The sequence below is a fragment of the Bacillus sp. EB01 genome (assembly GCF_000613125.1).
In the GTDB taxonomy this organism is placed as follows: Bacteria; Bacillota; Bacilli; order Bacillales; family Cytobacillaceae; genus Bacillus_D.
Genome location: NZ_HG964497.1, coordinates 227,398 through 251,034 on the forward strand (window position 1 = coordinate 227,398; position 23,637 = coordinate 251,034).

Here is a 23,637-nt window from a genome sequence, read left to right on the forward strand (position 1 = left end):
TCCTCCTTAAAAAAGATAATAATGATTGTTTTTCAAATTTAGTACTATAGTACTGGTTCCTTTGAAGGGATAAGGGTAAAGCCTTCGTATCGTTTGGCCGCTACATCATCACAGATTTGTCGGTAGGTGCCTACTCCGCCAAGATAAATCTGGAATCCGCGCGCTTTTCCTTCAATATTTGCGCCCATATACCACGAATCCGTCTTTGTAAATAAAGTTGCGTCTGCCACTTCCCGGCAATGAGCACTCCAGGTATTTTCGGCCTCTTCTAGTGCCTCAATAACCCCTACTCCGTTATCCCGCAGATAATTTAGGCAATCCGACACCCATTCAACATGCTGCTCAATAGAAACCATCATATTGCTTAAAACGGATGGACTTTCTGGTCCTGTTAGCATGAACATATTCGGGAAGCCTGCTGTTCCAATACCAAGATAGGTCCTAGTCTGTGATCCCCCGGACCACTTCTCTTTTAAGGAAACCCCTTCTTTACCCCGGATATCCATTTTGAATAATGGTCCCGTCATCGCGTCAAACCCAGTGGCAAAAACAATCATATCGAGGTTAAATTCTTCTTCTGCAGTCTTAATTCCGGAAGATGTAATTTCCTGAATAGGCGCCTTTCTTACATTCACAAGAGTGACATTGTCACGGTTATAAGTCTCAAAATAATCAGTATCAATAATCGTCCGTTTGGTTCCATAGTAGAAGCTCGGAAGGAGGTTCTCGGCTATCTCAGGATTTTTGACCACCTCACGGATTTTGTTGCGAATGAATTCCTGAACGGTTTCATTGGCCTCTGGATTAATACTCAAGTCGCTATAAGTGGTCGAAAGAGTCATAAGGCCGCCTTTTTCCCACGCAGCTTCGTATACTTTCTGCCGTTCCTCTGGTGAGTCGTCTAAGGCAGACTTTTCTCCATGTAAAATAGGAATCCCTACAGCCGATTGCTGCATTTGAGTTTTAATTTCACTGTAATTCTTTCTGATTTCCTTTAAATATTCCGGGTCCAAAGGGTTGTTCCTTGCTGGTGTACTATATTGTGGGGTTCTTTGAAAAACGGTAAGATGTTCTGCTTCCTTTGCAATGACCGGAATTGCCTGAATTCCGCTGGAACCCGTTCCTATAACTCCAACCCGTTTACCTTTGAACTCCACTTTTTTATGCGGCCAATGTCCAGTGTGGTACCACTCGCCCTTAAAGTTTTCCAGTCCTTTTATTTTTGGTACATTGGAAGCGGAAAGGCAGCCTACTGCGGTTATAAAAAATGTAGCCGTTACTGATTGGCCGTCTTCTAATTGAATGTTCCATCTTTGCTGTTCCTCATCATAATGCGCTGAATTTACCCGTGTTTTAAACTGGATGTCCCTGTGAAGGTCAAATTTATCAGCAACAAAGTTAATGTAACGAAGTATTTCTGGCTGCTCTGCATATTTTGCTGACCATTTCCATTCATTGAGGAGTTCATCCGAGAAAGTGTAGTTATAATAGATACTTTCTACATCACATCGCGCTCCTGGGTAGCGATTCCAATACCAGGTACCTCCGACATTATCGCCGGCCTCAAAAACACGAGTTGAAAAACCCGCCTCTCGCAATCGGTAAAGCATGTATAAGCCTGAAAAACCAGCCCCAACAATCACTGCATCAAGATTGGTTGGTGTTGATGCCATTTCTCTACCTCCCATTTTTTTAAGACTTTTAATCTCATAATTTTGGGCATTTCAGCATTAGTTTTCACTTGCCTGTTTAGGTAAAATTCATATGAACTACACACTTGCCATTATTGTTTGTAAGCGATTACAATAGTAGTTACATAATCTTTTAAAGCATCAACCAGCTTGAAAGTAACCTTCCACCTCCTTCCCTCTTTTCTTTTTTCATCGGTAAACTATAGCGAATCTCTAAGTATGTCTATGTTAAGTTTATTATCTTTCATAGAGATTGAATATTCATAATTTTCTATGTATTATATCCCCATAAAGTAGGTGTTACTATGCAGGAGAGTTATCCCGTTTTGGATTATATTCAAGAACTTGAAGAAGCAGGCAGCCATGAAGATAAGCTCTATAAAATTTTGGACATTTACATGAACCTCTTTCCCGTTAAAAACTCATTTCTATTCCGATACTCCCATTTAGGCTACTTGGGAGAAGGAATTATCTCCATCAATCAAGACGGATTAGCTCACATTAGGGATTTAAGGGATGATATTCGTTCCCTGCCTGTAATTTATTCTGCTCTTTATGAAAGAAAAGCCAAATATTGTTCTGGCATTGAATTTCTGAAGCAAATTACCAGTAAATATATACTCCCCTCAAATGTGGATACTTTCCTAGCCGTGCCCATTTGCTTTGACTCCGTTTCGATTGGATACATCTGCAGCTATGAATTTAAAAAAGGAACAATGATGACCGATCAATTACTGGCTTCCTTTACAAACTATGGACGCCAGGTGGGGAAAGTATTGGAAAAAACAACAGGAGCCAAAGATACCACATTATTAAGCAGAAGAGAGCTTGAAGTCATGAAAAGAATATCGTGGGGAGAAAGCACAAAAGAAGTAGCCGATGCCTTATCTATCAGTGAGGTAACAATTAATCAGTACGTTAAATCAGCCGTGAAAAAACTTGGAGCACAGAACCGGGTACAGGCAGTGGCAACATTGTTTCGGAAAGGAATTATATCATAAAACCATTTCCCTGCCAGAGCTGATTTACTGTTGGCAAAAAATCATCTGCCTTAGCCGGGTTTTATTTTCTATCCTGCACGAACCGAATTTTGTCGATGCAACCTTTAATCTTTTTGTACTGAAAAGGCATCTCCTACACTCATGCTAAGTGAAGTTCAAATATAAAAAACCACACAAGTAAACCTGTGCGGTAAATTTATGTATTCTTTTGGCGGGACTGTGTGGGAATCGAACCCACCTGACCTGGCACGCAGGTCACAAGCGGTTTTGAAGACCGTTTAGGGTGTTTCTGAATCTTTTGGAAATTTGTTAGTCCTTGCTATGTCTGGGTTTAATCCCTTTTTCCCTTCGTTTTCCTACTCCTAAAACCAGCCGCGCCCACACGGTCTATATTGATCCATGTTTCACGGTCTGTTGATTATTTTAGATTAGACATTACCATTTGTCCAGCCTATATATGAGCCGGCAGGATTGTCCTACGACGGCTCAGCGGTTAAAAAAAACAGTCAACTATCTCTTTCCAAACAAACGGTTTAATCAAAAAGTGACGCCAAGCGAAAAGCTTTTAACCTTTTTAGTACATATGGTTTTTCTACTTTTTCAAATTTTTGGTCTGGATATAGCTCTGTTAAAGATATTAATCTCTCTATAATCTCAGTTTTATGTTCACTAATATAATCCAATGATTCGCCAAACTCCTCAGGTCCTTCTCCTGATGAAAAATTATACTGGACATTATCATAGATACAAGAGGTAAGCGAAAATTCCCATACTTTATTCATTAAGGGATGTTTTAAATCAAAATCCACCTGAAGATCGAAATCAGTATCTTGCTCAGGAAACCAGATGCGATTAATTATTATTTCCAAATAAAAAACACCTCATGATAATTATGCTCCACGAGGTGAAATAATATAACAGTGAGGAACAGCCGTTTGTCGGAAGGATTCTGCTACGCATCCAAACTGGATTTAAGAGAAGTTACAACCAAAATATCCGTAACTGGTTTATCTGACACAATAAAACATTCTTGGTATTCAGGATATTTCATAACAATTTCTTCGTACGTGCCTTTGTCTTTAATCAATTCCGGTTTGTACAAAAAGCATTTCGCATGTTGAATTTGCGTAAGAATGGTGTCAGTGTATACCAAATCATTTCTTTTGAAAGGCTTGGCACAGACCATACAATGAGGCTGCACTTTTTCTTTAACCAAACTACCCTCTCCTTATAAAAACATACTTTTTCTTCGATTGGCGTATGTATATCTCGGGTGTATGTATTGGTAAATTGCAAGCCAAATCTACCATCTGTTTCCATCATATCGAAAAAATAGGGTTCTATATGTCGGAAATTTGTATTTTTTGTTACATTCTATGTTAATTCAACGAAAGCTTCAATAATGCTTGAAAAGCTTATTTGTATCATTCTCTTATCCTTCGTTTCAAGGTATAAAACCTTTTTCAGCTCATTTACATAATGAATAAAACCTATATGTTCCTGAAAGAAGCCTGTAGTAAGTATTTTTATTCTTACCGGAACGGCAAATTCCATAGCCAAAAGAATGTTTTGCTCTATTTTTTCCCGTTGAGATAGAGCGGGTATCTGGTTAGGTATTCCCATAAAATCACTCAGCCTTTCTATTTTTAATCAATTATAGAACATGTGTTCCTTGTTTACCATAAAAAAAACCATCCAAAGGATGGTTAATCTTTAATACATGTTCATTTTATTATTCTTTCTAGAAATCATATACTGCAAATAAATCGGGGAGGCTGCTAAATTAATAGCTGTAGCGAACAGTGAAAATCGGATCATGTTGCATCCAATACCCCAGTACATGTCTGCCAATTCCGTTGGAAGCATTTGGTTCTAATTGAAACCTCAATTCCGGATGCGGACCCCCTTGTGGATTAATTGCTTCTTGGCTTAATAAGGTAGCACCTCGCGGCAGATTAATTATGAGAGACATGGTAAATAGTCCGTCGTTGGTCGTAAAGTTGCTAAATGGAGCGATAAATTTCAATTCATAGGTGTTAGGATTCTCAGGTAACGGGGATAACTCTTTATGCAAGAAGAATTTTAATTCTTGATCTCCAGGTTGTAGATCTAGAGAAGACAACTTTACTTTGCTCGCTTCTTCTTTCATAGCTTCCCAATGTTCGCGGAACTGTGCTTCAACCAACTTGAATTTTTCTCTTTCTTCTTCGGGCATTGCATCTAATTGTTCCGGATCAAATGGAGAGCTAAATTCCTGGCGATTCTCGACTTCCTCAAGTAACCGTATATAAGATTGTTCTGGATCTCCGGAAACTTGCGGTAGAAATAATGTGATTTGAGTGGGTTCAGGGGTGCGCAAGTGTACAACAGTATCAATATTGACTACATCGGCATTTGTGCCACCTGGAATACGTGAAGTATCCAGAATGTTTACAACCATGTCTTGCTTGAGAATCGACCGTTCAAAGCTCATTTTACCCTCTCCTTAATAATAAATTATCTATGTAAAAGCATGATGTAAAATGGCACTACGTCACAATTTTACCATATTTTACACATTTCAACATTTGTGTTTCTACTGATTTTTGTGAACATTTAAAGACAAAAAATAATGTACCAAAGTTTGAAAAATAATAAAAAAACCATCCTGGAAGGATGGCTCGGAATTTATTCAACAAAATATTTAAAAGCGAAACTTTCCGTTACTGTCGGCTTATAACTTTATTAGCCACTTATACTTTGGTAACACATCAATACAATTATCATTCCTGAGAATTAATAATACCTAGTTAATCATTTACTTTTAGGAATAAGACGAGCAACTAATATCATTATTTTAATTGAACTACCTATAAGACCTATTGTTGCATATAGAGCATATATAAAAATAAATACTTCAACAGAATATAGAAAATAAAAGTATTTAAATCCATTAAAAATCGGCTGAAAAAAGAAAATAGAAATCGATAGGAAAGTTGATAAACCCCAAAAAACGGTAACTAACCAGAAAGGAAATAAAAGTTTTTGCAAAGTTTTATTTTTTAACAATAGGTGGGCAACTTCCCCCATTGCTAAAGCAATCAATATCGCTAAAGCTGCAATTATTATTCCTAATAAGGAAGCTGATACAGAGACAACGGTGTCACCCAGATAAGCAGTCACCTTTTCAGAATCAAAATCCTTCCCGTTGATTATGTATTTATAAAAAAGAAAGCTACCTAATAAAGCTATATATGTACCCGGATATTTTATGGTTATATTTCGGAGTTTTACTATTTTCAAAAATCCAATAAAGGACAAGTCGTCCAGGTCTATTTTGTCACCCCTCGTATCCATTTAACTTCCCCCGTCATAGCAAAATTTTTATCATATCAATAGCAAATTTCTTCATTTTAATAAATAATTCGTCTTCATCTTTAGTTTCGAAACGCCTCAAGTAGATGGAATCTTGTGAAAAATACTTTGTTCTGACTTTTTTATTTCCCTTTTTATTTGCCCTAGGCTCGAAATTATAACCATAGGCTTTTACCTCACCATATGCGTTTGAAACCATTTCAATACCTTCCTTAATGAAATCTCCATCCTTATTTAAGCCATTTTTATTTTCGAATACGGTTTTCATACGGGTTGCGTTTTCGTCATTAATTATTTCGTTTAAACCCTTAAACGTATTTTTTTCAATCATATTGGGAGGAATAATGTCAAATTCGATTTTAGTCAAAATCTCCATAGATCGAATTTTACTTAGTATCTCATCCTTTTTGGGAATGAAATTTATTTTTATTTCTCCTATTTTAAAGCTATTTCTGTAAACCAGATTGGAAAAACCAGTTATAAATTCAAACCGATCAAGTTCACGTTCTTCAAAAATCACGACCTCATTTTCGATATGGTACAAGAAACGGCTTTTGTTCGCAACTGGTTTAGGGATAGAAAAGATTTCTGTTTTATCCCCATCCACTACATCAACAGTTTCGTATCTGGATTTCACTAAATTTCCGACAATAAATGGACCTTCTTCATCTACATCGGTGAATTGCCAAGTCCAAGTGTTTCTTTGATACTCTTTTTTTACTTTTATTGCTTCTGGGATTAAGTCTATCAACTGTTGTTTGTTATCCGAAAAAATGTTTTCATTTATATTTACTTTTGCGGCAATAAATTTTGTTTTTCGTTCCTTCACCATAATATCTCCCCCGCTTTTTTACATTAGTAATTCGACAAAAAGTTGAAAAATTCCTGTTATTAAGATAAATAATCTATGTGCAAAAATATAAATAAAAAGGGATTCACTGTCGGCAATTTAATGTCATCAGTGAATCCTTTAATTCAACTGGTCCGGATCAAAATCAGGATTATTTTTATTTGATTTTAACAATCAGTTCGAAGCCTATTCAGAAGTTTATTATGACGGATATGATACAGAGATATTAGCGGAAACGCAGGAACCGGAAACCGAAGTGATACAACAAACCGCCGGTTAAGTTAAGTTAGAAGAAAGTGATTCAGAAGCAAGTGATCCTTCCTTAAGATGGAAAGGGTTTGCTTCTGTTATGGTTTTGCTGCAGTTATTCTAACCATATCAACTTATATTGACCGAAAAAAAACGAAAAGCTGACATTTTGCATTAGCACGATAATTTTTATATGATTTTAAAGATAAGCATCCATTATTTAAATAAAAGTATTACATGAAAAATGTAAAAGGATAGAAGATATAAAAATCATCAACATTATGAACTAAAAAATGCCATAAAGGATAGGTTATACCGCATATTACGATTGTAGTGATAATTGGCACCGCATAATTCTTCCTTCTTTTATATAATCCCAGATTCACTGCTATTCCAATTAAAAATACAAAAATGGTAGGCAATAGTACATATAAGCCTATTGAAAAGCCTCCAAGAAAACTGATGAAGTAAAGTAAAAAAGCAAAAACATAAAACCTAATTGCCACCTTCATCATTGGTTTCAACACCTCCATTACCCCCTTTTCTAATTACCTACCTACTCAACTAACCTGCCCGTAGCATAATAAGGAATTCAACAAAAAAGGCGGTTAATCCTTCTTGGATCAACGCACCCGTACATAACCTCGCCTAAAGGTTTTCTCTATATAAATACCCAGTTGAAAAAAAAAGACCAGTTATTAAAGTCGATAAAGATATATGAGAAATCCCGGTAAGGAAATACATTAACGTACTGCTAAAAAGTGTAAATAGAAGCCATTTTAAAGACGATGGTAATGAATTAATCATCTCCATCTCCATTCACCTCTTTTGCCTCGTTTGATTTCCAATAGTGTTCAGCTAAAATATTCGAAAAAACATCAATTGACCTTTCAAGTTCTTTTGATGTATTATCTACTCCTCCTACTTCCAATAATATTGCATTATTAGAAATATCCTGGTTATACACACCGTTTCCTTGACTCTTTGGTTTAAGGAATACTCCTCTACTAATTCCAGGATATTTGGATTCTAACATAGCATCCAAATTCTTAGCTGTTTCTAGGTTCTTAAGATAATTTTTATTAGCTTGACCTACAACGAAATATACTTTTGCATAGCTTACTCCATTTATGGTTTTAGTTGTTATCTCCCTCCTTGCTGAATCACGATGTATATCAATGAAATAGTTTAGTTGATTACTTTCGCTTTTAGCAGCTGCCTGAACAAGATTTCTTGATAAATTATAAGCTTGTGAAGTCTCCCAGCCTCTTTTATGCAATTCTTTAGTCACATTTGTTTTATCGTGCTCCACCCCAATTCCTTTTTTCATTAAATTTGCCGCAAGTCGATTAAGAACTGTTTTTTGGGATTAACTATCTATACTGCCCCGTTTGTTCAATATGGAATTCCACTAACAAGGTGTTAGTCCTTATGGGAAAAACGCTTTCGCTTGTTTTTTCTAAATGACTACTTCATTGACCGTGCAATCTCCAACATATTCTCCATAGGTATTCTTGAACTATACATTTCTATATAAGTTCCTTCCTGCGTCCACTGAAGTATACCTCCAGTAACGATTTCTCCTTTACTGTCCACTTCACCGTCATTTCCCCATTTTATTTGATTGCCTGAATAGCCATTTATGCTCACTGACTTAGCATTTTGATTATTCTCTTCAGTTCGTTTCATTGAACCTTTTATTTGTTTGATACTAACCATCATTTTTTCATCGTTTTTATCCATATAATGCAATCTAAAATGGGTGAATTTGGTCTTGGCTCCCCAAGGGTAGGTTTTGATTTCCAAAGTCCAATCATCCGGTACATTTTTTGGTACAATGACGTTAAAATGGACGTTCTGTTTAATTTCAGGAATAGTAATACTATTATGGTTATATTTAATTTCTTTTTCTTGAACAGATAATTCCAGGGCTTTTGAGAAATTAGGAGAAACAGGGATCATAAAATATACAAAGATTAATATCACTAATTGTCTTATCATATAAACACCTCAGTGTTAGTCTTCCTTCATTAAGGTCTATTTATGTTCTTTTATTAGACCTACTGCGTGTTCAACAAGGAAAGCCCCGTTAGTCGAATATTAAAGTGCCACATAACCCTTTGACCAATCTTTTTTCCTTCTTAGTTCAACATATGTTCTGTTATATCTACATAATAAAACCTTCCGGTTGTTTACCCCTCTTTCAGAGCATCTATTAATGGCAAGATACTGTAAAAAGAAATTTGTAAAAATTATTATAAGCAGGATGTAGCATTCCCCAGTGGTCCGGAATTGTGCATTCAAAACAATTCAGATGCGGGTGATTTTACTGTTTCAATTCCCATTGGTAATATTAAGAAAATGGGGTATGAGGGGAAAGAGAAAGATGATGATTATTAGGGAATATCACGAAAAAATTCATATCGAGGATGCTTTCGCAGCTTTTCAAAAAGCAAGGTTAAACATCTATCGGTTAAATGAGATTGAGAACTATATAACAGAAAAAGGATATCATAAAGAATCAGGCTGGAAATACTGGAAAAGCAAAATCGATTTAAGGAGAAAAGAGTTTGACCAATTAGAGGCAAGGGTCGGAATCAAAATATTAAAGCCAATCGACAGTGTTACTAAGGTGACTTTCCGGGAAATGGGTGATGTGAAAAATGTAATAAATTTGATTAAGAAGTACCTAGTTCTTAATTATAAAATTGAAAAAACTGTCTTATCAATCCTTAAATCCCTGATTTCACTTTTGAAAGACCGTCATATTCGAGTTTTGCAATTATTGGAGCAAGTTTATGATGGATATGCGAGGTATCTGCGAGAAATCAAAATAAACAACATTAACCTCAAATTGAATCGGGTATCAACAGACGAGGACAAAATTATTACATATGAGATTACTACGAAGGAGCAAAAACTAAAACGGTTTTTGAACGCCCTGACTGAAAATCAATTAATGTTTAAAATAAGAGACAATGATGCGTTGATAATTAAGGAATACGAGGAGCTTGACAGGTATGAAAAGCTCCTTTCTACTATAATATCCAACAACATGGATATCATAGATAAGCTAGAAAAGGATAAAAGCGAAAATATAAATCAAAAAGGCAATATATACAATTGGGTTCTCGCAGGCTTAGCATTTATATTCGTAATTTATTCCGCCATCACTGATACAATTTCCATTTTTCAAAATGAGGGATATAAATTAAAACAAATTATATGGTTAATGTTTAAATCAATCTTTTAATCCAACCATACTTTTCACAAATTTTTAAAAGGCGTAGATCCGTCTCGGAATCTACGCCTTTTATTATGACCACTATCTGGTCAACCTCATGGGCATATTCCAGTATTTTTTACAGCTCCAGTCTTTCCTTCTTCATAATGAATAACTACCCCATTACGGGGGGATATTATGCCAGAGGTGATCCAATGAAAAAGGCTGGCATAATTGTAGCGCTCATCTTGCTCACCGTCTTCTCTGTAAACGTACTAGCAAGTGCAGAGACGCCGCCGTGGAGCAAATATCCGGATAACTCAAGCAAGATATTTAAGGATGCTGACACCTTTTACAATTCAATTGACAAAAGCCTGTACACTGAATACGAAAACGCTAAACTGAACATCCGGGAAAAGACCACTTTCAAGGACATCAATAATGTTCTTGCAAGGGCAGACAAATACGGAAGATCAAGAACCGGGGGAGAGGGATATCATCCCAACCGGCAAGTGTATGTCTTCGTTTCCGTCTCCAAGGATGGAAAAATGAAGAAGGCTATTTTTGATGCCGAATTGGAAAGGCTCATTTCCACTAGTTCTGATTTATAAAGCCACAGCTCAATTGAGCTGTGGCTTTATAAATGTCCGTTTTTGGATAACACGGGCTATGAACAGAGGTATACGCGGAAGCCTAGGTACTGGAAACCGAAGTAAAAAATACGATAACCATCCCTGGTTACCGTATCTAGAATTCTTGAATAATCTTTGTTAAGTTAATACAGATCCAATTACAACTAATAGAAAAGAGGTAAACCCAGCTAATTTTATTGGATGAGTATTTTTATATTCATTAAATGGGGTAATCCTTTTGACAATCTCAAAGAATAAAAAGGTTCCTATTACGATGATAATGCCCCCTATAAAAAATACGTTTTCCATGGAATTAGCGATACCTACAATATGATCAACAAAAAGAATCCATAAATAGCCTAAAAAAGCATTCAAAATTATAGACAAAACAAAATCTTTTTTCTTCAAGATTATTCCCCCTTGCACAATTTTCTGAATATATAAACATTATAACATTAATATTGAATAAATTGGGATTTATTTCTACTTCAACTAAACTGACCCATTTGTTCAGTAAGGAATTCCACTTAAAAGGCGTTAGTCCTTTTGGGACAGACCATAAAACAAACAATGAATAATATTCCTAATTGTCTTATCATATTCACACCTCAGTGTTAGTCTTCCTTTCACTAAGGTCTTTTTATGTTCTTTTATTAGACCTGCTGCGTGTTCAATTAAGGAAGCCCCGTTATTCGAATATAAAAGTGCCGCCTAACCCTTTGACCGATCTGTTCAATAAAACTTCCAACGAAATTTTATAACGGGTTCGGTTTTGAAATACAAAATTCCAATTACCAGTGCTATTCACATAGTAATTCGCACCACAATCAGCAGGCAATTTAGTGAGTAAATTAGCATAGAAAATGGTTGGAGCATTGCTTGCTCCAACCATTCTTTTGCACATTATTTTCTTTAACATTAGCACCCGTTACTTTAAGTACAATACTTCACAATCTTTTATAATCTTCATAAACATAATTCTTTAAATGTGCTATCCGTGCAAGAAGACGCAATCTTTTTGGAATCTCGGTGGATTTTTTTGGACTACAATAATGAGAAGTATGCAAGTTTATGCATTTACTAAAATTATTCAATCAAAAAACTATACGTACGTATTGTTCACTCTTTAAATTCTCAAGATGATGTAATTCGATTTCTTCAATGTTAATATGTCGTTCTTTTAATTTCCGATCATATTCGCCTGCCCAAAAACGGATTAATTCGGCTTCTTGCTCTTTTTTAATGGATTGTTTCAAATAATTTAACAAATCATTTAAAAACACTGAACTCCAATTTCCCTCGATACAGTAAACATAATGTTTATCATTATAATCCTCTAAGTCATAAGGTGGATTGCTCCATTCAAATATATTTAACTGTCCAAAAGCTGATTCGTCTGGTGCGTGTAAAATCATTGCATCATCAGGCATTGAATGCCAGGGTTGTTTAGGTGTATCTTCAGTAATCGGATATAATTTTCTTAATTCTTTTACTGTAATTTCTACAATTCCAGTACAATCAATTGTTGGTAGTGGTTTATTGGCTACAAGTACAGAATATAAAGTCATTGGCTCTCTCCTTTTAAACTATTACGCTTTTTATACGTGATATGTGTTCGACAAATAGGCTAAAAACCCTTTCAATATAACAGTTTTCAAAGCGTTGTATGCAAACCTTTCTTTACTTACCGTTGTAAATCTGCATAAATCTGAAGACACTTCTTGTTGCACTATCCTGCCCCGTTTGTTGAATAAGGACTTAGTTTAACCCAACCAATTGTCGAAATAAACTTAAACAAATATGCTTCTATTTGAGGGGTATTACTAAGTCCCCATTTAATTTGTTTGATATGCTTATTGCTTCTTTTCTATTTGTTGCTGGTCCGGAAATTAATAGCCCATCTTCAGGATTCCACTCATAAGTAGCATTATCGCTTCCAGATTCAACAAGTTCATTAACGATAATAGTTAGTTCACTAAAATCATTATTTATATAGAGATTGCCATAGATGTTACGGTCGGTTGGGTGGGAATAATCCCTGAAGGATAAAGTGCCGCTGTTTCCAAGAAAAACAACTTCAACTTCCTTATTATCAATAATAATATCTTTTGGCACATCACCTTTTATATCAATGGTACCTTTAAAACGATCTTGGTTAAATATTTTTTTATACAAACTCCCTTTAATTGTTATTGTAACCTTTTCATTTAGTTGATTGCTTTTCCCTCCAACTCCGTACACGAATCCATCAAATTTTTGATTGATATCTTTTGGAATGGAATACCAAACCGCTATGCTAACCAAACCGACAAGACATATGAGAACCATAAACAATTTCTTTCGTTTTATTGGAATACAACTCCCTAATTATTTTTTTGTTTTCTATACTTTCCTGCATTTTCTTCGATCACTATTCCTTTCTCATAACTATTTGAAAAGTTTCCGGACATATGACCTCTTAGTTTGAACACGCTCTTACCAATAGAATAATTCCTAAGACCATTAGGACTGAAATTATGTTAATTAGGCAACCACTACTTGGCGCTCCCGTAAATGCCTGGGCTAATGCATTATTGAAAGTGCCGCCTGGGTTTTTTTGTTGTTCCTTAGCCTTTAATCTTTCTCTGTCCTTTTCAGACATAACCATCCCACCTTTAAAATGTATTTAATACAATTTAGACTGGTCACTGAATGAGTTGGCTGAAGACAATGTGTTTTTTGTTAATGAGACAGAAATACTGACCATATTATAGACATAACAATATACCCAAACATGATGGAGCATAGAATGGTTTGATGGTAAACATCCTTGCCCTCTTTGACCTTTTTAAGGATTGACACACAATTAGCAAAGAAAATAATAGCAATAATCGGGCTTAAATAAAGAAAAAGAAAATAAAACATATAACACGTCCCCGTTTTAAAATAGTGCTGCTTTAATTACCATTTTTAAATAAAGTTTTAGTTCCTTTTAAATTTTACCAAAATATTCTAACTCTTGCGATAAAATATTTCTTTGTTATCTCATCGATGGAATACGATATGACCCATGAAGCGTAAGCCGTTTCGGTACGACCAAGCTTGATTCCGGATTTTCTTCTTTGCTGTAAGTTGTTCCTTCCGCAAAAATATAAAAAGTCGCCAGTGTATGGCGACCATTTTAAATAACTAAAGCGCACGGTTGTTGAATTAGGAACTAACATTATTTGTAATCATTTAACCACTTCTTTAAATCCATATAATTTTTTACGGAATTAAGTTCACTTGGACTTAATTGCAATGTCTTATTTTGATAGCCGATTCCAAAGTGACCAATATTAACATCTTTTTCATTTAATGCTTCTAATAGTCTGAATACCTTTTTCATTTCTGTTTCTTCGTTCTCTTCAGTAATCTCAGTGTTATCCATAGCGATCCCAATTTGTAATGTTACCACACCTATATAATTAGGTACATTTGAACTATTTGTAACATTGGGGGTTAAAATATCCATAACCTCTGCCGCATGATTAAACTTATTAGGAAATATCTCTTCTATAATAGGAGTTATCTCATTTCTTGCTTGATAGTTCCACAATTCATGGTGATATGAATCGTAAATTTCGTCTAACTTAGAATCCTGTCCTACGTGAAATGTTACTTCTGGGTTGTTTTTAGAAAAGGCATATGCATGATATGTTCCGCCGGGTAGAAGGTCATATGAGATCTCTTTAATTACAAAATCCTCATTGTATTTATTTTCCAAATATCTTTTAAACTCGCTTTTGTATGACATCATATTCCATGGTGTCCCGTAAAAGAAGAAGAAAATGAATCCGATTATACTAAATAAAATCACTGATAAAACAAGGAATTTTTTTGATTTCAAAAATATCATAGCTCACCTCTTTTATATCTATTGTTCAAGTACCCCGCCCCGTTTCTTAAGGGATTCCACAAAATTGCGTTAAGCTTTCCTGATTAACGTACCCAATTCAACAATAGGGTCATCAATCCTTCTCGGTCATATCACATTTTTCACCTATTAAGGAGTTTTATTCGACATTATAAAAGGTTCAGACCTTAATACTTCTTTTCCATCTATTGAAACAACAACTCTCACTTCTTTTGCTTTTGAAATAATCCTTAACGGGTTTTTCATTGAAACAAACAGTTCTCCCTGCTGATTAGGCTGAAATACCGTCTCCCCAACCATAGTTCCAAGCCGCAAATTAACATTTTCTTTAGGTCCAAAATCAACTCCTCGGTTATTTCCTCCCCTAAGTGAGATTTCGTATTTGGCTGTTGGATCCAACCCTTTTGCTAATACGATTACATCGATGATTCCATCTACAATGGCACCATCATCGAGCATTGCATCCTCAAATGAAATGGTTACTCTACCCGAACCATCTTCAAATGATATATCTTCTGCCTTATAAACCTCGACTTCTTTAAAACTTGCTTTAGTTGAGCAACCTGCTAATAACATTCCAAACCCCAGCAAAAAGATAAACATACTTCGCATTAATTTTCCCCCTTTAGTATATTCTTATCGATTATTATTCCTTTTTATCACCTGAGTTCCTTTATCAACTTCCCCACCGATAAATGCACCCTTTATTCATAATTATAGCAAGAATTTACATTTATAGATAAAAACAGGTAATAACTTCCTTAATAACAAAGTGAAAAAATCGCCCTAGCTTACAGGACGATTTTTAAGATAATCGTAAAAAGTTGTCCGGCTAACCCCGGTTTTCTTGGTGATCTCCGCAACGGAATAACGATTAGATTCATGGAGTGCAAAAGCCATTTCAAGCGCTTCAGCGTCAACTCTCGGACGACCAAGCTTAATCCCGGATTTTTTCTTTGCCGCAAGTTGCTCTTTTGTGCGTTCGGAAATGATGTCACGCTCAAGCTCCGCGATCGCACCCATCATCCGAAAGAAGAATTTCCCCATAGCAGACGTTGTGTCAATCTTTTCACGAAGCGAGATGAAATGTATCCTCCTCTTTTCAAAACTCTCCACAAGCTCTTCCAGATGCTTGAGGCTCCTGCTGATCCGGTCTAGCTTCATGACAACGATCTCATCTCCCTCACGTGCGAATTCCAGCAGCCTTTGGAGTTCCGGACGGTCTTTCTTCATTCCGGAAACATGCTCTTTGTATATGTTTTCGTCTTCTACACCGGCTGCCTTCAGTGCCTCGATCTGCATCAACATGTCCTGGTCGTCAGTCGAAACACGTGCGTAACCCAGCTTCAAATTGTTTTCCTCCTGTTGTTCGGAAAAAGGGTTTTTGGATGTTTTTTCGGAAAAATCATTTTCCGTACCCTTTTCCGGATATTTTTTATTTGTTTTACAAAGAAAAAAACGATCCCTTAAATTAAATGACAATTGGTCAAATAAACGGTCGTTTTTCGAACTAACATTATTATGTTTCAGGATTTCAAAATATAGACCTTCTCCAAAAAACAATAAAAAGCCGCCAAAATTTGACGACCTTTTTTACAATACTATTGGATTTTTCTTCAACATAAGCACCCGTTACTTCAAGAAGGAAAGTATTCCATAGACTCTGTTGAAATCCTAAGAAGGGCACAATATCGAGCCACTTCAGTTAGAAGCGACTCTATCGTTTTATGGCGTATTCCAAAATAGAGTAGAAGCAAATGGAATTACAACAGCCCATAAAAGCACAAGTGAATTCCCAAGCAATCCAACTATTTTAAGGGATTTTTTCTTAGTAAAGAAGGCAGTAATTATTCCAATAATCGGCAGTACAACTGCTATTAGCATTGCTGATTTTGAAAATAAATCGTCATTAAAGAACCACGCTGTATATACCATCAAAGAAATTAAAAAAGCCGCAACTGATATGATACCAGACTTTCTCATAGCCATCCCCCTCTCAATAATAAATTATATCATTATTCTTACTTATATTACCATTTGCTAATTGTTATTTTTATCAATAACAAAAATTTTCACGAAAACAGCCTTATTGAATAAACCTGCCCCGTTTGTTCAATAAGGAATTCTACAAAAAAGGCGGTTAATCCTTCCTGGATCAACGCACCCGTTTTTTTATAAAGGCAAACTCATAGAAACTGTTTTTATGTTAAAGCCCATTTTCTCGTAAAGTTGTATAGCTGGATTCCCTGCATACGCACTAAGACGAACTTCAGAATATCCATCCTGTCTTAGATGGTCAAATGCAGTTCTCATTAACTGTTTAGAAACTCCATTCCCTCTAAATTTTTCTACAACAAACAGTTCATAAATAAATCCATTCGTCTTGTCAGTAAATTGGTCTTTACCTGCACCTACAAGAATCCAGCCCATTAATTTTTCGTTCTCTGTTGCTATTAAATAGTAGCTTCCCTTTTTCAGTAATGGTTCAATAAGACTTTTGATTTTTTCATTTGTGGGTTTTACTTCACCCATTGTGCCATCAAATAAAGCTTGTGGGGAAAGTAAAATAATCTCTTCAAGTTCAGAATCATTTGGTTTTCTAATCTCCATTAATAAAGTCAGTCCTTTCAATATCCTATTATAAATTTGAATTGGTATTACAATAATCTTCTTCCACTAAACTGCCCCGATCACGTCTGAAGCAAAAAAACAAAACTGATCCGACTATAGTGATTGCCAGGATAATGGCATTCAATTGAAATCCGGAAATTATTATACCGAAAGCAAACCCCAATAAAGCGAATAAGACAAAGCCTGTAAGAAAACGTTTTGAAACAGCAAACTTCCTGTAAACCCATTCCCCTAAAAGGCATCCCGGAAGAACATAATAATGACCAAAAATAAGGATGGATGGCACTCCTTCTGCAAAGCGAGCCGTTCTAGAGAAAAACGTATCATACTCACTAAGCAAAACATTGTTGACGAAAATGACAATGATGACAGTCAGAAAAGCAGCAATATATCCCTTTAAAAAATTGGTATATTCACCCAATAAGGGCTTATTCAAGCGAGCCTGCATCTATTTCATCATCTCCCAATCAACTCCATTTTGCGTTCTACAGCTTCTTCAGCAGTCGTGAAGAAGTACGTTGTGCCATTAATTGAATACGGTTGATCGTGCCATATCCCATTGTTTATGGCTGACCAGTTGAACCGTTTGGCATTCGTTTCCCGCTTAAAGAATCTTGCCGCCTCCTGGATGCTTTTGCATTCAGCAATCAATTCCTCGCCCTTATAGATGTTAACCGGAATTTCAATTTTGTTTTGCAATGCTCTTTCCATTTTGCTATTCCCACTCCTTTTCTTTATTTTACCAAAAAAGGAATCCTGCAGGTGAACAATAAGGAAATAGTCCATTATAAAAGCATAGGCTCAACATCTTCCAAACAAAAAAGGCTAAGCATTATGCGCTTAGCCAATTATGAGTTGAAAAATTCCGGATATCTTTCCATTGCCTGCCCCAGTACAACCGGACGATTAAACAGGAGTTGTTTAATGTCCGACCCTTCTGCTTTATAAGCGTTCGATACACTTTGATTTGTCAATTTTGCGTCTCGAAACCATCTCAATACAGTTTCTTTATGTACACCGCAAGTCGCTGAAATCTGACTTGCGGTGTATAGCGCGTTATCAACGAATATTTCAAAAGAAGTCGGAAGATGCGGTTCAAGGTTTCTTTCAATACACCATTGAACAAATTCTCTGTAGTTGTATTGTCTTGCCATTGCTGTCACATCCATTACAAAATTATGAAGCCGTAGCTGTTGCTGCATTTTTGATGTCTTTTATTTGTTGATCAAGAGCTTCAATTTCTTTTTTGACCCTAGGGAGTTCATATAACCAATCCTTCTCTTCAAGGTTATATTTTTTCTTGAACGCTCTCTTATAACCCTTAGAAATGTCTGCCAGGTATTGCTCTTTCTCTTCTTTATCTTTATTGAGCTGAGCTAAAGTCGTAGTTTCTTCATGAGAAAGTAATTCCATTTTACTCTGGGTCTCTTCCTTAGTATTCTGATCAGTATCCCGATCAACAATTTGCGGTTTACGGTATCCCTTATTTATTTCCCAGTCATAAAAGCTCTTTAAAGGTGCGGCTTTTTCCAGCGGTTTTAGGTTGAAAGGGAAATTTAAAGCTTCGTCCATGATTTTAAAATAATGGACAGCATTCGCATCCTTCGCATAAGTCTTTTCAACCAGGGGTTTTTTCATACTAAGGTTGTTCATATCATGACGGATATGAAGTTCAGCTACCCTCTTCAAGCGCTTTTCCAATTCCTTATCTGACAGATGCGTGTTATGAACCAAGATTTCCGCGACCGTATGCCGCAGGTCGTAATATCGGAAGGATTTTCTTTCATTTTCAGGCAAAAAGTTGAACAATTCGTCCCGATATTCCCTAATCCAGGCTCCAATGTTTGAGGAAGAATATTTTTCATCCGGCAAGAAATCTCTGCTTCGGAATAAATAGCCCTCTCCTTTTGTATTTGGATGTTTCTTATTAAGGATTTTAAAGTAACTGTCAAGCGTTGTTACGAGCCCAGGAGGAATATAAGTACCCCACATTGGAGAGGCACCATATTCACCTTTTGAAATTTCCTTTCGGATATAAACGAGTCCATATCCGTTTTCATTGTTTGTAGGAACTGATGGTCCTGTTATTCCATTCGAAGTTGTGTATACTTTATCCGGATTTAGTTCAAACCGTTGGAGATATCCATCCTCATTTAAAGCGAAATCAGAAATCTTTAAATGGCATAACTCATCATTCCTGATTCCAATTAATCCACCCATCAGGAAGATGGCTTTGCGTTTAATCGGAAATTGGAAAGAAGGATGCTCAGTAATCCTTTTGGAAGCCAATAGAAGTTGTTCCCGAGTCAGGTGAACATCTATTCGCTCGTTCTTTGGGACAGGCTTGAATTGAGGAGTTTTATCAAAAGCATCCAGAATATCCTCTTCCCATAAGTCCAAAAGGTCCGATAGCCTTTCATATTCTTGCCTGTTCTCAGCTATATTTTCTTTTTCCGTGAGGAATTTCTTTTTGAATTTGCGAAGCTCTTGTTTTTTGGAAGCAAGGACATAATCAATAAACGGCTTGAAATAATGAGTTATCAACTCAAAATAGGTTGACTCTTCATAACCAGCCGCTATATAGTCTATATCCTCCGGATTAAAATCAGTCACTTCAAAGAGTGACGGATCGAATTTTTCAAGCTCTTCTTCGTTTAAAGGGCGGTATTTTCCAATGGTATTCATTTCCCAAAATTTGTCGATTCCGGAACGACCACAGATGATTTTGTACATGCAAATGCCCAGTTTCCTCATAATCCGCTCTCTGGTCTCTTCCTGTTTAACGCGTTTTTTTCTTTTGGTATTGCCTATCCTGCCGCCCTTTAAGAATGCAGTCACGGCTTCCTCCATTAGTTTTAGGAGGTGAGTTGCCCCTACTTCCTTTAAAAAATCCAACGGGGAGAAATTTTGACGGTTTTTAGTAAGGGCACGTTTATTTTCTTTGGCAATTTTATAAAAATTATCCTTAACCCATTGGATTTCATAGAGGGTGCCGTTTACTCTTGCTGGCTCAAGGAATCCCTTAACAGAATAACGCTTTAGAAGGACAATATTTACTGCTAGTAACTTTGATAAGCCTTCCAGCCCGGTAAAGTGTTCGCGGATATCTATTCCTCCTTGGATTTTATCTTTATTGAATAAATACTTCACACGCCTTGATGGACGAAAATCTCTTCCGGCTTTCAAATAGAGATCGCTGTAATAACCCCTCTTTAAAATCTCATTCAAAGTAAAAGGCTTACAGTTAAAAAAGGGCAATGCTTCGTGATAATGAATTAAATCGGGATGTTTGCTTTTAATTTCGTCCACAGATGGGAGCGAAGGGTCATAAACCTTGTCTTCAATAAAAAGATATGTGGGTTTTTGTTTTTTGTAACGACCGGAGTGATCAAAAAAATCAACGCCGTACTTCACAAAGATGCCCTTAAATTCTTCAAGTGTTTCATCGAACTCTTTCATTCGAGAATTTCTGGCTACGGCATCAAATTTCATGATCAACCTGCTGCCTAAGCGTTGTTCAAGCTCTTCTACAGACGGAAGCTGATCAGTGTTTTTATATGGGGAAATCTCATCTACCTTGTCTTTTAAAAAAAGGTATTTATATGAGTCTCTAGTATTTCTAATATCCACTTCGTTTGTTACATAGAGAGATTTAACCATTCCTTTTGAAATATAAGTCCTCATCGTATTGGGGGTGATATATAGGATCTTACATGCTTCTTTGAAAGAAATGAGAGTAACGCCATTTAATTCTTCATATTCCTCCGGAGTGGGAAGTTCTTTATCTACCAATCGGCTTTTGATAAAGAAATATTTATACTTACTTTCAAGTTGGAAATCGACGTGATTAATTAAAACCGCGTCTTTGTAATACCCCCGTCTTACCCTTTCACGAAGACCTTGATTTGTGATACCAAGCAATTTCGATGCTTGATTTGTGTCAAGGATGTCATCCTTCAATTTCTTCTTTAGCTTGTCCAGGGTAGGCAAAACAGTACCCATTTAATCACCTCCCAATTAGTATGCCCCACTAAATTGTCCTTTTATACCGCAAAGGTCACAAACCACTACATACACCTACATATTAGGTTGAAACAATAGCGTAATTTTCAGGCTAATATGTTGTCCCTTGTAGTGGTTTGTGACATTCCACTATTTTTTTATGTCGTTTTTCGGCTGCTTTTATAGCGTGATGTAGTGGTTTGTTGTGGTTTGTTATAGTATGTGACGTTAGAGGGGTTTGTAGTCGTCTCATTTGTTATTCTAATGTAATAATTGCATAAAAAAAACACCAATTTCGCAATTGGTGAAAGTTACTTAAATTTCTCAATTTTAGCCAATGAGAAACTCTTCAAGCTCTTCCAAACGTTGGATAGCTTTTGATAGTGATATATCTCCGTTCTTCTGATAGTGCCTTAAAATAATATTCCGGATTTGTTGGAACTCTTTTTTAGGATTGAAAATCCTAGCTTTTACATAATGAGGGTCATTTTTTGTATTTTCAAATAAATGGACTAGATCTAGAAAATGTCCAGTTTGTTTGCAACCAGAACAATTCCACGAACCTTCATGTGAATCCATAATTACCCGGTCTTGACATATAAAACAAGGGAAGAAAACTGTTGTTTTTTCAAGGTAATAATCAATCTTCTTTTCCTTTAAGAATGAAATTGCTATAGTGTTCAACTAATTGCATCCCTTTGAGCTTTTGTTAACGGCATAGAATGAAGAAGGAATTCTTTAAAGTCACTACCTTTTATAGCATATTTGCCGCCAAACGAATAGGACTTGAGTTTTCCGGATCTTAACCACCTACGAACTGTTTCAATATGAACATTTAAAACTTCTGCTACAAAACTCGGACGTAAGGTAGCTCCATCAGGAATATTCAAAAACTCATCGGTTAATTTGTTTTCTAAACCTAATTCGTCTAAAAGATTAATTTTACTCATTTTCTCTATTTTCCCTCCTTAAGTATATTTTTGTTGTCCTTTGTTAACCTATGTTATGAATTATGTCCTGTTTTAAAAAATATATAACCAACTTTAAAAGATATTTTAAATTAATTATATAAAAATCCCTGCTCTTATTTTTTATAAAGACACTTATATAATGAAATAATTATTAATATAACAAATAACAAAAAAGTATTAGGAGAAAGAGTGGGAATCAACGAGCCTTATTTGCAAGGGATTATCATTTCTTTTTCAATTCATGTGAGTCGAAAACGTGCCGGGGCGCTTTTATCTGTTCTTATAACGCGAGTAACGTGTTTATATAAAAACGGGAGGTTCTAAGACCTCCCTTTCAATTTATTTTCATATTCGTATCTTATAAAAATCCGCTCGTGAATTAACTTCAATTGGTCAACGTATGCTGACAGTTCCTCTCTAGTTTTGGATTTCTTTAACTTTTTACGGATAGCATTTATCTGTTTCTTTTCTGAACTTGTTAGATACGCTGCAGGTAGCAATTCTTCCCCTCCAATTTGAAAAGCTTATACCGCTATACAAAGATATATTTTGGAGATAATCATTCTTTCCTTTATTCATATGACAAAATTCACGCTATTGTTATCCATTAGTTTTATTCATTCCTTTCTGGTCCTATTCGCCAAAAGGTCCGCTCATCTCTCAATATAATCTTTAACATATCGCGAGTAGCTATAAATATTTTCGTATACTCTGGATGTACTTTTCGATCCTTCTGAAATAGCGCATAACAACCTTATCAAGTCTGGGCGTTTCCGAATGATATCAACTAAACCTTGAATTTCATCGGTCTTCAGCTTATTTAAAAAAGCGTTTACTTCCTGGATACAGCGCTGCCTTTTATCATCATCCGCTAATATCAGATATTCCATTTCATATGGTTCCTGGTTTTCAAGCCCTAGTATAGAAATTACGTTTCTCTTCACACTCTCCGGTACTTCCTTTACTAAACCTTTTTCCACTGAATAAATATATGAATGCGATTTCCCCAGCATTTCGGACAGATTTTTTGCACTGATGCCTCTTCTTTCCCTTTCATCCTTCAACCAGAGAATAAAATCTTCCATTGTTATTACCTCCTTCTTATTATCTGTATTGCCTTAGAAAAAGTTTTTATTAC

General features: G+C 35.8%; 28 protein-coding genes and 1 pseudogene. 3 read left to right on the forward strand and 26 right to left on the reverse strand.

All coding sequences use genetic code 11. The features are described 5' to 3' along the window. Positions 1-44 precede the first annotated feature (44 nt). On the reverse strand, positions 45-1,673 hold the full coding sequence (locus TY16_RS00950) for a flavin-containing monooxygenase (protein ID WP_155922105.1): 1,629 nt from the start codon (positions 1,671-1,673) through the stop codon (positions 45-47). A 344-nt stretch (positions 1,674-2,017) separates the two neighbouring features. Here TY16_RS00950 and TY16_RS00955 point away from each other — a divergent pair, with 344 nt between their 5' ends. Further along, positions 2,018-2,692, forward strand: coding sequence for a response regulator transcription factor (locus TY16_RS00955; protein WP_231505543.1), 675 nt, complete (start codon positions 2,018-2,020; stop codon positions 2,690-2,692). A 533-nt stretch (positions 2,693-3,225) separates the two neighbouring features. On the opposite strand, the gene TY16_RS00960 is transcribed toward TY16_RS00955, so the two are convergent. The 9 genes and pseudogenes from TY16_RS00960 to TY16_RS25500 form a co-directional block, all read right to left on the reverse strand. Next, a complete protein-coding gene (locus TY16_RS00960) occupies positions 3,226-3,561 on the reverse strand; it encodes a hypothetical protein (protein ID WP_043929791.1) in 336 nt (111 codons plus the stop codon). Between the two features lie 83 nt (positions 3,562-3,644). After that, positions 3,645-3,908, reverse strand: a complete 264-nt coding sequence (locus tag TY16_RS00965) for a hypothetical protein (RefSeq protein ID WP_043929792.1) — start codon at positions 3,906-3,908, stop codon at positions 3,645-3,647. A 158-nt stretch (positions 3,909-4,066) separates the two neighbouring features. Beyond that, a complete protein-coding gene (locus TY16_RS00970; RefSeq protein WP_043929794.1) occupies positions 4,067-4,315 on the reverse strand; it encodes a YolD-like family protein in 249 nt (82 codons plus the stop codon). 160 nt (positions 4,316-4,475) lie between these two features. After that, positions 4,476-5,165: a hypothetical protein gene (locus TY16_RS00975; RefSeq protein WP_043929795.1), complete on the reverse strand. Its 690-nt coding sequence runs from the start codon at positions 5,163-5,165 to the stop codon at positions 4,476-4,478. A gap of 320 nt (positions 5,166-5,485) precedes the next feature. Further along, on the reverse strand, positions 5,486-6,028 hold the full coding sequence (locus TY16_RS00980) for a hypothetical protein (RefSeq protein WP_043929797.1): 543 nt from the start codon (positions 6,026-6,028) through the stop codon (positions 5,486-5,488). 13 nt (positions 6,029-6,041) lie between these two features. Further along, positions 6,042-6,878 carry a hypothetical protein gene (locus TY16_RS00985; RefSeq protein WP_043929798.1) on the reverse strand — a complete coding sequence of 279 codons (837 nt, stop codon included), beginning with the start codon at positions 6,876-6,878 and terminating at the stop codon, positions 6,042-6,044. A 500-nt stretch (positions 6,879-7,378) separates the two neighbouring features. Continuing rightward, positions 7,379-7,672: a hypothetical protein gene (locus TY16_RS00990; protein WP_043929800.1), complete on the reverse strand. Its 294-nt coding sequence runs from the start codon at positions 7,670-7,672 to the stop codon at positions 7,379-7,381. Positions 7,673-7,944: 272 nt separating this feature from the next. Continuing rightward, positions 7,945-8,490: pseudogene (gene spoIIP / locus TY16_RS00995) on the reverse strand (stage II sporulation protein P); the annotation flags it as partial. Positions 8,491-8,612: 122 nt separating this feature from the next. Then, a complete protein-coding gene (locus TY16_RS25500; protein ID WP_231505544.1) occupies positions 8,613-9,146 on the reverse strand; it encodes a DUF4367 domain-containing protein in 534 nt (177 codons plus the stop codon). A gap of 385 nt (positions 9,147-9,531) precedes the next feature. On the opposite strand from TY16_RS25500, the gene TY16_RS01005 reads away from it, so the two are divergent. Together TY16_RS01005 and TY16_RS01010 are read left to right on the forward strand one after the other, a co-directional pair. Next, positions 9,532-10,398: a hypothetical protein gene (locus tag TY16_RS01005; RefSeq protein WP_043929801.1), complete on the forward strand. Its 867-nt coding sequence runs from the start codon at positions 9,532-9,534 to the stop codon at positions 10,396-10,398. A gap of 185 nt (positions 10,399-10,583) precedes the next feature. Next, positions 10,584-10,979 carry a hypothetical protein gene (locus tag TY16_RS01010; RefSeq protein ID WP_043929802.1) on the forward strand — a complete coding sequence of 132 codons (396 nt, stop codon included), beginning with the start codon at positions 10,584-10,586 and terminating at the stop codon, positions 10,977-10,979. 159 nt (positions 10,980-11,138) lie between these two features. Here the strand turns inward: TY16_RS01010 and TY16_RS01015 are convergent, their stop codons facing one another. The 16 genes from TY16_RS01015 to TY16_RS01095 form a co-directional block, all read right to left on the reverse strand. Then, positions 11,139-11,408, reverse strand: coding sequence for a hypothetical protein (locus TY16_RS01015; protein ID WP_043929803.1), 270 nt, complete (start codon positions 11,406-11,408; stop codon positions 11,139-11,141). A 686-nt stretch (positions 11,409-12,094) separates the two neighbouring features. Then, on the reverse strand, positions 12,095-12,568 hold the full coding sequence (locus tag TY16_RS01020; RefSeq protein ID WP_043929804.1) for a hypothetical protein: 474 nt from the start codon (positions 12,566-12,568) through the stop codon (positions 12,095-12,097). A gap of 238 nt (positions 12,569-12,806) precedes the next feature. Next, positions 12,807-13,328, reverse strand: a complete 522-nt coding sequence (locus TY16_RS01025) for a hypothetical protein (RefSeq protein WP_043929806.1) — start codon at positions 13,326-13,328, stop codon at positions 12,807-12,809. Positions 13,329-13,458: 130 nt separating this feature from the next. After that, positions 13,459-13,641: a hypothetical protein gene (locus TY16_RS01030; protein WP_043929807.1), complete on the reverse strand. Its 183-nt coding sequence runs from the start codon at positions 13,639-13,641 to the stop codon at positions 13,459-13,461. Positions 13,642-14,202: 561 nt separating this feature from the next. Next, positions 14,203-14,877: a hypothetical protein gene (locus tag TY16_RS01035; RefSeq protein ID WP_043929808.1), complete on the reverse strand. Its 675-nt coding sequence runs from the start codon at positions 14,875-14,877 to the stop codon at positions 14,203-14,205. Positions 14,878-15,024: 147 nt separating this feature from the next. Then, positions 15,025-15,507: a hypothetical protein gene (locus TY16_RS01040; RefSeq protein ID WP_043929809.1), complete on the reverse strand. Its 483-nt coding sequence runs from the start codon at positions 15,505-15,507 to the stop codon at positions 15,025-15,027. Positions 15,508-15,681: 174 nt separating this feature from the next. Next, entirely contained in the window at positions 15,682-16,245 is a 564-nt protein-coding gene (locus TY16_RS01045; protein WP_081773107.1) for a recombinase family protein, read from the reverse strand. A gap of 375 nt (positions 16,246-16,620) precedes the next feature. Continuing rightward, complete coding sequence (locus TY16_RS01050) at positions 16,621-16,878, reverse strand: hypothetical protein (protein ID WP_043929810.1); 258 nt, start codon at positions 16,876-16,878, stop codon at positions 16,621-16,623. A gap of 189 nt (positions 16,879-17,067) precedes the next feature. Then, positions 17,068-17,505 (reverse strand): GNAT family N-acetyltransferase, encoded by a 438-nt coding sequence (locus TY16_RS01055; protein WP_043929811.1) that lies wholly within the window; start codon positions 17,503-17,505, stop codon positions 17,068-17,070. Between the two features lie 28 nt (positions 17,506-17,533). Next, on the reverse strand, positions 17,534-17,974 hold the full coding sequence (locus tag TY16_RS01060; RefSeq protein WP_043929812.1) for a hypothetical protein: 441 nt from the start codon (positions 17,972-17,974) through the stop codon (positions 17,534-17,536). Between the two features lie 8 nt (positions 17,975-17,982). After that, complete coding sequence (locus TY16_RS01065; protein ID WP_155922106.1) at positions 17,983-18,237, reverse strand: hypothetical protein; 255 nt, start codon at positions 18,235-18,237, stop codon at positions 17,983-17,985. Between the two features lie 137 nt (positions 18,238-18,374). After that, positions 18,375-18,728 (reverse strand): hypothetical protein, encoded by a 354-nt coding sequence (locus TY16_RS01070; RefSeq protein WP_155922107.1) that lies wholly within the window; start codon positions 18,726-18,728, stop codon positions 18,375-18,377. Then, the gene (locus tag TY16_RS01075; protein WP_043929816.1) at positions 18,703-21,528 is read right to left on the reverse strand and encodes a hypothetical protein; all 2,826 of its coding nucleotides are present in this window, start codon (positions 21,526-21,528) and stop codon (positions 18,703-18,705) included. The genes TY16_RS01070 and TY16_RS01075 overlap by 26 nt, the downstream gene beginning before the upstream one ends. Positions 21,529-21,858: 330 nt before the next feature. Next, positions 21,859-22,212 (reverse strand): hypothetical protein, encoded by a 354-nt coding sequence (locus TY16_RS01080; RefSeq protein ID WP_043929817.1) that lies wholly within the window; start codon positions 22,210-22,212, stop codon positions 21,859-21,861. Further along, positions 22,209-22,478 carry a helix-turn-helix domain-containing protein gene (locus tag TY16_RS01085; RefSeq protein ID WP_043929818.1) on the reverse strand — a complete coding sequence of 90 codons (270 nt, stop codon included), beginning with the start codon at positions 22,476-22,478 and terminating at the stop codon, positions 22,209-22,211. Before TY16_RS01085 ends, TY16_RS01080 begins: the two co-directional genes overlap by 4 nt. A gap of 674 nt (positions 22,479-23,152) precedes the next feature. Beyond that, positions 23,153-23,584, reverse strand: a complete 432-nt coding sequence (locus TY16_RS01095; RefSeq protein WP_043929820.1) for a helix-turn-helix domain-containing protein — start codon at positions 23,582-23,584, stop codon at positions 23,153-23,155. Positions 23,585-23,637: the final 53 nt, after the last annotated feature.

Excerpts from the sequence above, each read along its gene's own strand:
- TY16_RS01070 (WP_155922107.1), bottom strand. The coding sequence starts at position 18,728 with ATGCAGCAACAGCTACGGCTTCATAATTTTGTAATGGATGTGACAGCA.
- TY16_RS01035 (WP_043929808.1), bottom strand. The coding sequence starts at position 14,877 with ATGATATTTTTGAAATCAAAAAAATTCCTTGTTTTATCAGTGATTTTA.
- TY16_RS01085 (WP_043929818.1), bottom strand. The coding sequence starts at position 22,478 with ATGAGTAAAATTAATCTTTTAGACGAATTAGGTTTAGAAAACAAATTA.
- TY16_RS01050 (WP_043929810.1), bottom strand. The coding sequence starts at position 16,878 with ATGAGAAAGTCTGGTATCATATCAGTTGCGGCTTTTTTAATTTCTTTG.
- TY16_RS00980 (WP_043929797.1), bottom strand. The coding sequence starts at position 6,028 with ATGGATACGAGGGGTGACAAAATAGACCTGGACGACTTGTCCTTTATT.
- TY16_RS00950 (WP_155922105.1), bottom strand. The coding sequence starts at position 1,673 with ATGGCATCAACACCAACCAATCTTGATGCAGTGATTGTTGGGGCTGGT.
- TY16_RS01060 (WP_043929812.1), bottom strand. The coding sequence starts at position 17,974 with ATGCAGGCTCGCTTGAATAAGCCCTTATTGGGTGAATATACCAATTTT.
- TY16_RS01065 (WP_155922106.1), bottom strand. The coding sequence starts at position 18,237 with ATGGAAAGAGCATTGCAAAACAAAATTGAAATTCCGGTTAACATCTAT.
- TY16_RS01005 (WP_043929801.1), top strand. The coding sequence starts at position 9,532 with ATGATGATTATTAGGGAATATCACGAAAAAATTCATATCGAGGATGCT.
- TY16_RS01030 (WP_043929807.1), bottom strand. The coding sequence starts at position 13,641 with ATGTCTGAAAAGGACAGAGAAAGATTAAAGGCTAAGGAACAACAAAAA.
- TY16_RS01010 (WP_043929802.1), top strand. The coding sequence starts at position 10,584 with ATGAAAAAGGCTGGCATAATTGTAGCGCTCATCTTGCTCACCGTCTTC.
- TY16_RS01025 (WP_043929806.1), bottom strand. The coding sequence starts at position 13,328 with ATGGTTCTCATATGTCTTGTCGGTTTGGTTAGCATAGCGGTTTGGTAT.
- TY16_RS01055 (WP_043929811.1), bottom strand. The coding sequence starts at position 17,505 with ATGGAGATTAGAAAACCAAATGATTCTGAACTTGAAGAGATTATTTTA.
- TY16_RS25500 (WP_231505544.1), bottom strand. The coding sequence starts at position 9,146 with ATGATAAGACAATTAGTGATATTAATCTTTGTATATTTTATGATCCCT.
- TY16_RS01040 (WP_043929809.1), bottom strand. The coding sequence starts at position 15,507 with ATGCGAAGTATGTTTATCTTTTTGCTGGGGTTTGGAATGTTATTAGCA.
- TY16_RS01095 (WP_043929820.1), bottom strand. The coding sequence starts at position 23,584 with ATGGAAGATTTTATTCTCTGGTTGAAGGATGAAAGGGAAAGAAGAGGC.
- TY16_RS01075 (WP_043929816.1), bottom strand. The coding sequence starts at position 21,528 with ATGGGTACTGTTTTGCCTACCCTGGACAAGCTAAAGAAGAAATTGAAG.
- TY16_RS00975 (WP_043929795.1), bottom strand. The coding sequence starts at position 5,165 with ATGAGCTTTGAACGGTCGATTCTCAAGCAAGACATGGTTGTAAACATT.
- TY16_RS00985 (WP_043929798.1), bottom strand. The coding sequence starts at position 6,878 with ATGGTGAAGGAACGAAAAACAAAATTTATTGCCGCAAAAGTAAATATA.
- TY16_RS01020 (WP_043929804.1), bottom strand. The coding sequence starts at position 12,568 with ATGACTTTATATTCTGTACTTGTAGCCAATAAACCACTACCAACAATT.
- TY16_RS00970 (WP_043929794.1), bottom strand. The coding sequence starts at position 4,315 with ATGGGAATACCTAACCAGATACCCGCTCTATCTCAACGGGAAAAAATA.